12 protein-coding genes are annotated in these 10,477 nt (G+C 63.1%); 6 read left to right on the top strand and 6 right to left on the bottom strand.

Annotation, left to right across the window (positions count from 1 at the left end; translation table 11 throughout):
• Positions 1–11: 11 nt before the first annotated feature.
• The 6 genes from FJ938_RS16850 to sppA all read right to left on the bottom strand — a co-directional run bounded on the left by FJ938_RS16850 (position 12) and on the right by sppA (position 4,784).
• Positions 12–869 (bottom strand): RNA methyltransferase, encoded by an 858-nt coding sequence (locus FJ938_RS16850; protein ID WP_140695512.1) that lies wholly within the window; start codon positions 867–869, stop codon positions 12–14.
• A complete protein-coding gene (locus FJ938_RS16855) occupies positions 870–1,961 on the bottom strand; it encodes a class I SAM-dependent rRNA methyltransferase (protein ID WP_140695515.1) in 1,092 nt (363 codons plus the stop codon).
• Positions 1,962–2,074: 113 nt separating this feature from the next.
• A complete protein-coding gene (locus tag FJ938_RS16860; RefSeq protein WP_140695518.1) occupies positions 2,075–3,040 on the bottom strand; it encodes an ornithine cyclodeaminase family protein in 966 nt (321 codons plus the stop codon).
• A gap of 37 nt (positions 3,041–3,077) precedes the next feature.
• Entirely contained in the window at positions 3,078–3,410 is a 333-nt protein-coding gene (locus FJ938_RS16865) for a DUF1049 domain-containing protein (protein WP_140609183.1), read from the bottom strand.
• Positions 3,411–3,464: 54 nt separating this feature from the next.
• Positions 3,465–3,749: an integration host factor subunit beta gene (locus tag FJ938_RS16870; RefSeq protein ID WP_006200394.1), complete on the bottom strand. Its 285-nt coding sequence runs from the start codon at positions 3,747–3,749 to the stop codon at positions 3,465–3,467.
• A gap of 78 nt (positions 3,750–3,827) precedes the next feature.
• The gene (gene sppA / locus FJ938_RS16875) at positions 3,828–4,784 is read right to left on the bottom strand and encodes a signal peptide peptidase SppA (protein ID WP_140695521.1); all 957 of its coding nucleotides are present in this window, start codon (positions 4,782–4,784) and stop codon (positions 3,828–3,830) included.
• Positions 4,785–5,141: 357 nt separating this feature from the next.
• On the opposite strand from sppA, the gene lptC reads away from it, so the two are divergent.
• The 6 genes from lptC (at position 5,142) to ptsN (ending at position 10,366) form a co-directional block, all read left to right on the top strand.
• Positions 5,142–5,837 (top strand): LPS export ABC transporter periplasmic protein LptC, encoded by a 696-nt coding sequence (gene lptC / locus FJ938_RS16880; protein ID WP_140609179.1) that lies wholly within the window; start codon positions 5,142–5,144, stop codon positions 5,835–5,837.
• Between the two features lie 4 nt (positions 5,838–5,841).
• Entirely contained in the window at positions 5,842–6,432 is a 591-nt protein-coding gene (locus tag FJ938_RS16885; protein ID WP_140695524.1) for an LptA/OstA family protein, read from the top strand.
• Positions 6,432–7,250, top strand: a complete 819-nt coding sequence (gene lptB, locus FJ938_RS16890; protein WP_140609175.1) for an LPS export ABC transporter ATP-binding protein — start codon at positions 6,432–6,434, stop codon at positions 7,248–7,250. Before FJ938_RS16885 ends, lptB begins: the two co-directional genes overlap by 1 nt.
• A gap of 216 nt (positions 7,251–7,466) precedes the next feature.
• Positions 7,467–8,993: an RNA polymerase factor sigma-54 gene (gene rpoN / locus FJ938_RS16895; protein WP_140695527.1), complete on the top strand. Its 1,527-nt coding sequence runs from the start codon at positions 7,467–7,469 to the stop codon at positions 8,991–8,993.
• Between the two features lie 266 nt (positions 8,994–9,259).
• Positions 9,260–9,844 carry a ribosome-associated translation inhibitor RaiA gene (raiA, locus tag FJ938_RS16900; protein WP_127279801.1) on the top strand — a complete coding sequence of 195 codons (585 nt, stop codon included), beginning with the start codon at positions 9,260–9,262 and terminating at the stop codon, positions 9,842–9,844.
• Between the two features lie 57 nt (positions 9,845–9,901).
• Positions 9,902–10,366 (top strand): PTS IIA-like nitrogen regulatory protein PtsN, encoded by a 465-nt coding sequence (gene ptsN, locus FJ938_RS16905; protein WP_010911486.1) that lies wholly within the window; start codon positions 9,902–9,904, stop codon positions 10,364–10,366.
• The last annotated feature ends 111 nt before the right edge of the window (positions 10,367–10,477 follow it).

Raw genomic sequence — 10,477 nt, forward strand, 5'->3', positions numbered from 1 at the left:
TTGGATAGCCCTCACTTGGAGTCCGCGATGGGGTCGAGCTTCAGCGCACCGCGCCGGATCTCGAACAGCATGATGCCGGTGGCGACGGCGAGATTGAGCGAATCGGCGCGGCCGGCTTGCGGAATCCTGAGCAACCTGTCGCAACTGGCCGCCAGGCTTTCGGGCAGGCCCTGCTGCTCGTTGCCCATCATCAGCAGCACCGGTCCGCGGGAAAAGTCGACCGAGCGGTAGTCGACCGCGCCTTTCAGATGCGTGCCGGCGACGAGGCCTGAAAACCCGCCGCGCCAGGCAAGGAAGGCCTCGGTCGTTGCCTTCGCCACCGGCACGGCGAAGATCGAGCCCATGGTGGCGCGCACCGTCTCCACCGAAAAAGGATCGGTGGTGTCGCCGACCAGGATGATACCCTTGGCGCCGACGGCATCGACGGTGCGGATGACGGTGCCGAGATTGCCGGGGTCGCGCACCCGGTCGAGCGCCACCCAGACATCGCCATTGCCGGCGCGGATATCCTTCAGTGTCTGGAATTTCTGCGAGAAGACGCCGACCACCATTTGCGGATTGTCGCGGCGAGTGATGGCGACAAGCACCTTTTCCGATACTTCGAGCACCGTGCCGCCGGCGGCAACCGTGCGCGCGGCGACCTTCTCCACCGCCGGGTTGTCGCGTCCGGCCTTGGCGAAGACCAAGGTCCTGATCTGCCAGCCCAGGTCGAGCGCATCGATGACCAGCTTCAGTCCCTCCGCCATGAAGGCGTTCTGCTGGTCGCGGAATTTCTTCAAGGCGAGTGCCTTGATGTCCTTGACGAGCGGATTGGCGAGGCTGGTGACTTCCTTCACCTGGCCGGGTGCGCCCGCGTGCCGCTCGTTCATTCAGGCCACCCAACGCGAAAACAGTGATGTCGAAAGCGCCCGGCCGGCGGACTTTTCACGGATGATCAGCTCACCCGATTCGACCCTGCCGCCCATGCCGGCAAAGGTGTCGCGCATCAAGGCATGGATGGCAAAGAAGGAGGCGCGGATCGAATAGACGGTCAGCACCACGGCAAGCGGCTTCGGCGTCAGGACCGCGCGGCAGAGATCGGTCAATGCCGGCAGGTCCTCGAACAATTGCCAGACCTCGCCCTTGGGACCACGGCCATAGGCGGGCGGATCGAAGAGAATGATGTCATAGCGGCTGCCGCGACGCTCCTCGCGTTCGGCGAATTTCACCGCGTCGTCGACGATCCAGCGGATCGGCTTGTTGCCGAGCCCCGCCATCTCCTGGTTTTCGCGCGCCCAGCCGATCGCCTTCTTCGAGGCGTCAACATGGGTGACCTCGGCGCCCGCGCGGGCTGCTACGAGAGACGCGAGCCCCGTATAACCGAACAGGTTCAGCACCTTGACCGGCCGCTTCGCCGCCGCGATCAGCCCGGCCATATGGTCCCAGTGCGAGGCCTGTTCGGGAAAGACGCCGACATGGCGAAACGAGGTGAAACGGCCGAGATAATCAATGCCGTCATGCTTCATCGGCCAGGTTTCGCCGAGTGGCGTCTTGGGAAAGCGCCAGCGGCCAATACCTTCCTCGTCGGTATCGCCGGTGAAGATGGCGTCGGCACGCTCCCAGTCCTTTGCCGGCAAGGCCTTCTGCCAGATCGCCTGGCCCTCGGGCCGCACGATGCGGTAGGGGCCGTATTGTTCAAGCTTCTGGCCGGAGCCGCTGTCGAGCAGCGCATAATCGGCGTTGGGCGCCACTTCGAGGATCAGCGGAAGCTGCTCGGCCGGCAGGGCGCCATCGCGACGGGTAAGGATGCGCGGCGCGGACCTCGGTTCAAGCTGGTTATCCGGTTTCAAGTCACGCGGTTCGCGCGGCCTGGCGTCTGTTTTGACCGCTGGCCGATTCTCCTGCGGGCGCGGCTGTGCGGCCCCACCCTTCGCCGGCTGGTGCGGGCGGCCGTCGCGGCGTTTGTCGCGAAAAGACTTCAAGAAGCAGCATCTCCGGCGGTTCGGCCCGCTTCTGCCACAGCTATGCCCTTGTGCGCAACAAACGGCGATTGTGGAACGGCCGACGACTGGGGCCGCGAAGAAGCTCGCAGGTGTTACGGCTTGAGCGCCGTGTAAACGGCAATGCCGGCGGCAAGGTCCTCGAGCGCGGCGCCGACCGACTTGAACAGCGTGATCTCGTCAGTGCTCTCGCGGCCCTTCTTATGGCCGCGCGCCAATTCGTGAAGGTCGGCGATAATGGCTTCCGGTTTCAGGACGCCGGAGGCCAGTGGCTGGACGATGTCGCCGGCCTCCTTGGTGGCGCCGGCGCGGGTGTCGACATAGACACGGGCGCGTGCGATCGCGTCGTCATCGCTTTCGCGCATCGTCGGGGTGAAGCCGCCGACCAGGTCGACATGGGTTCCCGGCCGCAACAGCGAGCCCTTGATAAGCGGCGTGGTGGTGATCGTCGCGGAGGAGACGATGTCGGCCTGGCCAAGCTCGGCATCGAGATCGATCGCGGCGCTGGCGGCGAAGCCCTCGGCGCGCAGATCGGCCGCGACTTTCTCGGCATTGGCCGGGGTACGGTTCCAGATGCGGATGGTTTTGATCCGCCGCACCGCCGAATGCGCCTTGGCGAGGAACGGCGACAGGGCGCCGGCGCCGACCACAAGTAGGCGTGAAGCATCGTCACGAGCGAGATAGGACGCCGCGAGCGCCGAGGCGCAGGCCGTCCGCCACTGCGTCAGCCGCTGGCCGTCGATCAGGGCTTCCGGTTCGCCGGTGCTGCCGTTGAGCAGAAGATAGAGACCCATCACGGCGGGCTTGCCGATGGCGTTGTTATCGGGCGAGACGGTGACGATCTTGACACCGATGTGCCCCCCGGCCGAGGTGCCGGCGGCGTTGAAATCGGTCCATGCCGGCATCAGCAGCAAGGTCGAGGCCGCACCATCGGGCCGTTCGACCGCGTGATGATGCCTGACGGGCTGCACCGCACCCTCTCGAAACGCGGTGCGCAACGTTCCGACCAATCCAGGAAAGGTCAGCGCACGGTCGACCTCGGCGGCCGAAATGGTCAGCATGAAAAGCTCCGTGAAACGAAAGGCGCCGGCCGGCGGTTCAATTGCTCGGCTTCGGCAGCACCGGTCCCTGCGGCGCCGCAGGCGTGCGGCTGACCGCCTGGCGCAGGTTTTCCGCCTCGACGCCACGCTGACGCGCCAGCTTGCGGTAACGGCCCTGCTTGACCCAGGTTGCCAGGCTGCCGACGATCATGCCGATGGCCAGCGCCAGGAACAGGAAGATGAACAGCGGCAAGGTGAGCGTCAGCTTCGGATTGCCGGGGTTGAACGGGTCCAGCGTGAAGGCGACGAGTTCGCGGTTGGCGACGGCCAAAGCGATCAGGATGATCGCGAGAGGCACGAAGACCACGATGAGCATGAAGCGATTGAGCATGATATCTTCCGTCGCAAGCGGGCCGGACAAGGCTGTCTGGCGCTGATGTTGCGCCTACTTGCCGCCGTTCAGCCTTTCGCGCAGTTCCTTGCCGGTCTTGAAGAACGGCACCCATTTCTCCTCGACCTCGACCGATTCACCGGTGCGCGGATTGCGGCCGGTGCGCGCGGGGCGGTTTTTCACCGAAAAGGCGCCGAAGCCGCGCAGTTCGACCCGGTTGCCTTCGGCAAGGGCGTCGGTGATTTCATCGAAGATCGCGCCGACGATGTTTTCGACGTCGCGCAGGAAAAGATGCGGATTGCGCGTGGCAATAATCTGCACAAGTTCGGACTTGATCATCAGACGGGTCCCCGTGAAAGCCGTGCGGTCAAAATTATCAGGATGATTTTGTTTGTTTTTTCAGTCCCAAGCGGCGTCTCAAGGGTGCCAGACGGAAACGAGACCGTCAAGAAACAAGCGGTCGGCGCCGAGTTCGTGGATGACATCGCCGCTGTAGTCAGGCAGGCCGAGCGCGCCGCCGATCGTTTTCACCATGGCCTTTGACCAGAAGAAGCCTCCGCGCCGTTCGGTGTTCTTCCACTCGACCACCTTGAGTTTGGCATCGACACCCTTGGTCGCCAGCCAGTCGATGGCCTCGGTCTCGCCGCCGACGGAGTCGATCAGGCCGTTGGCGACACCCTGGCGGCCGGTGAAGATCGAACCGTCGGCAAGCGCCAACGCTTGTTCATGGGTCATCTTGCGGCGCTCGGCGACGATGCCGACGAACCAGTCATAGCTGTCGAGGATGAGCTTGCGGACCATGGCGCGCTCGTCGTCATTGGTCGGCTTGAAGGGAGACGGCGAGGCCTTGAGCGGCGAGGATTTCACCTCCTCCAGCTTGACGCCGAGCTTGTCCATCAGGCCGCTGACGTCGGGATACTGGATCAGCACGCCGATCGAACCGACGATCGAGGTCTTGCGGGCGACAATGTGGTCGGCGGCACTGGCGATCATATAGCCCGCCGAGGCGGCGAGCGTGCCGACTTCGGCCACTACAGGCTTGTCGGCGGCCACCTTGCGCACCTCCTCAAAGATCGATTCGCCGCCGACAGTGGTGCCGCCGGGCGAATCGATCGCAAGGATCACGCCTTTTACCTTCGACGACTGGCGGATAGTCTCCAGCCGCTTGATCAGTTCGTCATCCTCGGTGATGGTGCCTTCGATCCTGACCTTGGCGATATGGTCGACAGTCGACCCGCCGAAATCGTCGCGGTACAGCCAGGCCGAGAGCATAATCACCCCAAGCGCCACGATGCCGAAGGCCGCGACACGCCAGAAAGTCAGCTTGCGCCGCAAACGGCGGCGGTCGATCAGGTCGTCGGCTCTCATTGCCATGGTCAGCCTCACAATCGGCGGGAAGAGATGCTTTTAGACCATGATGCCCACATCGGGAAGCAGTTCCGTCTTCCCGATGGCGCGGCAATCCGCGCGCGCCGATCCTCAGGCTGTCCATTTTGTGACTGGCCTGGGCAACGGACCCAAGGTAAAGGGAGGAACAGCAGCGATGAAAAACGACGCAACGGCGTCCATTTCTGCTATGAAGTACCGGTTGTTGTGCTGACCTGGTTTTCGTTTGTACAACGGCAGTTGTCACATTTTTGCGCGTTTCGTCGGCTTGTGCTTGCTTGAGGGCGCTGGCATCCCACCTATAGGCGGTGCTCCGGGCGGGCAGGGTTTTAGAAGAAAGCAGTCATGTTAGCGCGACCGAATGAACCGACCAGCCCCGAGACGGAGTTGGCTCCCCCGGCGGATGGCCGGACACGGAGCGATGCGTTCGACCGCGCCCAGCGTCATTCGCGCCGCGTGCGGGTGCTCAAATTCGCGGTGCCCTTGGCTGCGGCGTTGATCGCCGTCGCCTTCCCCGTCTATTCCTATCTTGCGGCGCCCGTCTCCGTCGCGGTGCAGGCCGAAGGCACCGCTTTTTCCAACGGCAAGCTGGTGATGGCCAATCCCAAGCTCAACGGTTTCACCAAACAGAAGCAGCCCTATTCGATGACGGCCCTGCGGGCGATACAGGATGTCAGCACGCAAGGCATCATCGAACTCGAAGGCATAGACGCCAAGGTTCCGGTCGGGCCAGACAATGTCGCGGCGGTCAAGGCCTCGCAGGGCACCTACGATCGCAACGGCAATACTATGAAATTGACCAGTGACGTCTCGATAACCACGACCGATGGTATGCAAGCCAAGTTCAAATCGGTCTTCCTCGACATGGGCAAAGGCACTATGAAGACGGATGATCCCGTCGATGTCAGTCGTGGCGGGTCGCGGATCACGGCGGATTCCTTGTCGGTCCAGGACAATGGCAAGATCCTGGTGTTCGAGAACAGGGTGCGCGTCAACATCGATCCCGCCAGTCTGAAGGCGGCTGAGGCAAAGGGCGAATAGGCGAATGTGGCTCAACAGTTCGACACGGCTTGCGGCCGCAACTTCGGCGCTGCTCCTGCTTAGCCTGACGCCGTCGCTGGCGCAGTCCAGTGCCACCAGTCAGGTGTCAGGCCTCAAACTGGCCGGCGACAAGCCTATCCAGATCGAGAGCGACAAGCTTGAAGTGCGGCAGGCCGAGAATGTCGCCATCTTCACGGGCAATGTCACGGTCGCCCAAGGGCCGACGCTGATGAAGGCCGGCAAGATGATGGTCTATTACATCAAGGATCCCAACGCAGCGGCCAAGGGCACGGAAGCCGCGGGGGCGGCGATGACCGGCTCTGCCAACATCGACCACCTGGAAATCTACGACAAGGTCTACATCAAGTCGGATCAGCAGGTCGCGACCGGCGATCAGGGTAGCTTCGACATGAAGAGCCAGGTGCTGGTGCTTTCGGGCAAAAAGGTCGTTCTGTCGCAAAACGACAATGTCCTGGTCGGCTGCAAGCTGACCGTGCAGATGAAAAGCGGGCTGGCTCAGGTCGACCCATGCGCTGGGCAGCGTGTCCAGATGTCGATCACGCCGCCGCCGAAATCGGGAGCGACGAACCCCTGATGGCCAGCCTGTCGTCGCTGACGGCGCGTCTTCCGGGACGGGCCGCAGGCAAGGTTTCGGCTCCGGCCACAATCACTGCCGACAAGGCCAAGTTCAAGGGAACCTTGATCGCCAAGGGCCTGACCAAGAGCTATAAGGGCCGTAAGGTCGTCAGCGGCGTCACGCTGGGCGTGCGTGCCGGCGAGGCCGTCGGGCTGCTCGGCCCCAACGGCGCCGGCAAGACAACCTGTTTCTACATGGTCACCGGCCTGGTGCCGGTGGATGAAGGCACGATCGAGATCGACGGCTTCGACGTCACCTCGATGCCGATGTACCGTCGCGCGCGCCTCGGCATCGGCTATCTGCCGCAGGAGGCCTCGATTTTCCGTGGCCTCAACGTCGAGCAGAATATCCGCGCCGTGCTGGAAGTGGTCGAAAAGGACCGCAAGGTGCGCGAACGCAATCTCGACGAACTGCTCGAGGAATTCCACATCAGCCATCTGCGCAAGGCGCCATCCATGTCGCTCTCCGGCGGCGAGCGGCGCCGCCTGGAAATCGCGCGCGCTCTGGCGACGCGCCCGGCCTACATGCTGCTCGACGAGCCTTTTGCCGGCATCGATCCGATCGCTGTCGCGGATATCCAGCAATTGGTGCGCCATTTGACAGCACGCGGCATCGGCGTCCTCATCACCGACCACAATGTGCGCGAGACGCTCGGTCTGATCGACCGCGCCTATATCATCCATGCCGGCCAGGTGCTGACCCATGGCCGCGCCGACGAGGTGGTGGCGAACCCCGACGTGCGGCGGCTTTATCTGGGCGAGGGTTTTACGCTTTAGGGCTGTTCAGCATCGGTAGAATCGATGAACCGCTCCTGGTCACGATTTTGCGTGTGACCGCCTGTATTTCCGCGATTTTCGCCACGCTAACCGTCCGGTAAGCGGGTTTTGCTAGCCTTCGCCTTGACAAGCAAAAGCCGGGCCAGTTTCTATGGCCGGCCGCGAAATTCATTTCCGACAGTCCGGACGCGTAGAGGAGGCGTTTGAAACCGAACCATGGCGTTGGCGGCGAAACTACAGCTCCGACAGTCGCAGTCGCTGGTGATGACGCCGCAGCTGATGCAGTCGATTCGGCTGCTGCAGTTCACCCATGTCGAACTCGAGCATTTCATCGACGAGGAGATCGAACGCAACCCGCTGCTGGAGCGCGCGGAGCTGCAGGACGATGCTGTCAGCGACCAGGCGCAGAAAACCGAGGTGGAGCCGCAAGCGGCCGCCGACGGCGACTGGTTCGAGAACGAGGCGGGATGGAGCGCCGAGGCGATCTCGGAAAGACTCGATACCTCGCTTGAGAACCTGTTTCCCGACGATCCCGGCACCAGCGAGCGGCTCGGACCCGACCTGACGGCACAATGGAAATCGGCCTCGGGCAATGGCGGCGGCTCCTCGTCCGAGGGGCTCGACGTCGGCGACATGGCGGCGAGTGCCGTCACCTTGCGCGACCATGTCGGCGAGCAGATCGCGCTCGCCTTCGCCGATCCCGCAGCGCGGCTGATCGCCGGGGAACTCGCCGACAGCCTGGACGAGAGCGGCTATGCCAGGGCCGATTTTGCGGAAATCGCTAGGCGTCTGGGCACTGACGACACCGCCGTGGGCAGGGTCCTGGCGGTGTGCCAGACCTTCGAGCCGGCCGGCCTGTTCGCCCGCGATCTTGCCGAATGCTTGTCGCTGCAGCTTGCCGTTCGTGATCGCCTCGACCCGGCGATGCAGGCCCTGGTGGCCAATCTCGAACTCCTGGCGCGGCGCGATTTCCAGGCGCTGAAGCGGATCTGTGGCGTCGACGAGGAGGATTTGCTCGATATGCTGGCCGAGATCCGGGCACTCGATCCGCGCCCGGGCATGGCTTTTTCAGGCGGCGCCAGCGACGCCATTGTCGCCGATGTCGAGGTGCGCGCGGCCAATGACGGCAGCTGGACGGTCGAGCTCAACGCCGAAACGCTGCCGCGCGTGCTGGTCGACCATATCTATTTCGCCCAGGTCTCGCCGCACGCCAAGAATCAGGCGGAAAAGGACTTTCTGGCCGAGTGCCTGCAAAACGCCAACTGGCTGACGCGCAGCCTCGACCAGCGGGCAAAGACGATCCTCAAAGTGGCCTCGGAGATCGTGCGCCAGCAGGATGCCTTCCTGGTCCATGGCGTGCGCCACCTGAAACCGCTCAACCTGCGCACGGTGGCTGATGCCATCAGCATGCACGAATCGACGGTCAGCCGGGTCACCGCGAACAAATACATGCTGACCCCGCGTGGCGTGTTCGAGCTGCGCTATTTCTTCACCGCCTCGATCGCCGCGTCGGGCGGTGGCGACGCGCATTCCTCGGAAGCGGTACGTGACCGCATCAAGCAACTGATCGACGAGGAGAAATCTGTCGACGTGCTGTCCGACGACGCGATCGTCGACATGCTCAGGGAAAGCGGCGTCGATATCGCCCGGCGCACGGTCGCCAAGTACCGGGAAGGCATGAATATTCCGTCTTCCGTGCAGCGCCGGCGCGAGAAGCGGGCGCGCGCCAGCGCCGGCCGTTAGGCCCTTGCGATTTTCCACAGCTCTCGAGCTTTATTGACAAGGCGCGGTGAAGTGGCTAGAAGCCCGCCCGCATGAGACGGGCTTGATGCCCGCTAGCGGATGGTCCGTCACGACAATGGCCCCGGGATGGTCAAGAAGGCGGCTTGTGATCAACCGGAAAGTTCGGATTTAAATCGGCGCGAGTGACGCCGCAAAGCTTGTGCGCACGGATCACGAGTATAAACTCGGGCCAGTTTGAAGCCTGAGCAAGGAAGGTCAGTTTTCAGATGAATCTGCGCATATCGGGAAAGCACATGGATATCGGCGATGCGTTCCGCACACGCATCAACGATCGTGTCGGTGAAGCGATCGGCAAATATTTCGATCGCGGCTTCGCGGGGCACGTCACCGTCATCAAATCGGGCTCGCGCTATTCGGCGGATTGCATGATCCGGCTGGATTCCGGCGCCTCGCTGCAGGCCACCGGCGATGCCCAGGATCCGACCCTGGCCTTCGAGGCCGCGGCCGATCGGCTGGAGACCCGGCTTCGGCGCTACAAGCGCCGTCTGAAATCGCACAATTCGGGCAATGGCAATGGCGAGTTGACCGACATTGCCTATACCGTGATGGCACCGCTTGCCGATGACGACGAGGAAATCCCGGAGGATTTCGCACCGGCCATCGTCGCCGAATCGACCATGACGCTGAAGACCATGTCGGTGGCCTCGGCCGTCATCGAGCTCGATACCAAGGACAGTCCGGTGGTTGTTTTCCGCAATGCCGGAACCGACCATCTCAACATCGTCTATCGCCGGCCCGACGGAAACATCGGCTGGATCGATCCGTCCACGACCAAAGTCGCACAGGGATAAAAGCCAGCCGCACGAGGGGTGGGGACTGGCGCGGCAGGCGAACAAGGATTTTCAAGCATGGATCTGAGCGATCTTATCAGCGTTCCGGCGATTTTGCCGGCGTTGAAGGCGAACTCCAAGAAGCAGCTTCTGCAATTGCTGTCCGAGCGGGCGGCGGCGATTTCGGGCATTCCGGAACGGGAGGTGTTCGACACCATCCTGCAGCGTGAGCGCCTGGGTTCGACCGGCGTCGGCAACGGCATCGCCATCCCGCACGGCAAGCTCGCCGGCGTGAAGCGCATCGCCGGCGTTTTCGCCCGGCTGGAAACGCCGGTCGATTTCGAATCACTGGATGACCAACCGGTCGATCTGGTGTTTCTGCTGCTGGCGCCTGAAGGGGCGGGTGCCGATCACCTCAAGGCGCTGTCGCGCATCGCGCGCGTGCTGCGCGACGCCGACACGGTGGCCAAGATCAGGGGGACGCGAGACGCCACGGCGATCCACGCGCTTTTGTCGGACACGCAAGCCTCGCACGCGGCCTGAAGCCATTTTGGATGAGGGCCGCCGTGAGCGGCCCTCAGACTGCTGACGAACCCCGTCGATTTTCGGCGGGGTTTTGTTTTGCGCGTTGATTGAGCTTTGTAAATTGGTGTC

Origin of the sequence: Mesorhizobium sp. B2-4-14, assembly GCF_006442155.1 — a bacterium.
Classification (GTDB): Bacteria; Pseudomonadota; Alphaproteobacteria; order Rhizobiales; family Rhizobiaceae; genus Mesorhizobium.

Coding starts and splice junctions, on each gene's coding strand:
- sppA (WP_140695521.1), bottom strand. CDS start 4,784: ATGGCAATGAGAGCCGACGACCTGATCGACCGCCGCCGTTTGCGGCGC.
- raiA (WP_127279801.1), top strand. CDS start 9,260: ATGAATCTGCGCATATCGGGAAAGCACATGGATATCGGCGATGCGTTC.
- ptsN (WP_010911486.1), top strand. CDS start 9,902: ATGGATCTGAGCGATCTTATCAGCGTTCCGGCGATTTTGCCGGCGTTG.
- FJ938_RS16865 (WP_140609183.1), bottom strand. CDS start 3,410: ATGCTCAATCGCTTCATGCTCATCGTGGTCTTCGTGCCTCTCGCGATC.
- FJ938_RS16850 (WP_140695512.1), bottom strand. CDS start 869: ATGAACGAGCGGCACGCGGGCGCACCCGGCCAGGTGAAGGAAGTCACC.
- rpoN (WP_140695527.1), top strand. CDS start 7,467: ATGGCGTTGGCGGCGAAACTACAGCTCCGACAGTCGCAGTCGCTGGTG.
- FJ938_RS16885 (WP_140695524.1), top strand. CDS start 5,842: ATGTGGCTCAACAGTTCGACACGGCTTGCGGCCGCAACTTCGGCGCTG.
- lptC (WP_140609179.1), top strand. CDS start 5,142: ATGTTAGCGCGACCGAATGAACCGACCAGCCCCGAGACGGAGTTGGCT.
- lptB (WP_140609175.1), top strand. CDS start 6,432: ATGGCCAGCCTGTCGTCGCTGACGGCGCGTCTTCCGGGACGGGCCGCA.
- FJ938_RS16860 (WP_140695518.1), bottom strand. CDS start 3,040: ATGCTGACCATTTCGGCCGCCGAGGTCGACCGTGCGCTGACCTTTCCT.
- FJ938_RS16870 (WP_006200394.1), bottom strand. CDS start 3,749: ATGATCAAGTCCGAACTTGTGCAGATTATTGCCACGCGCAATCCGCAT.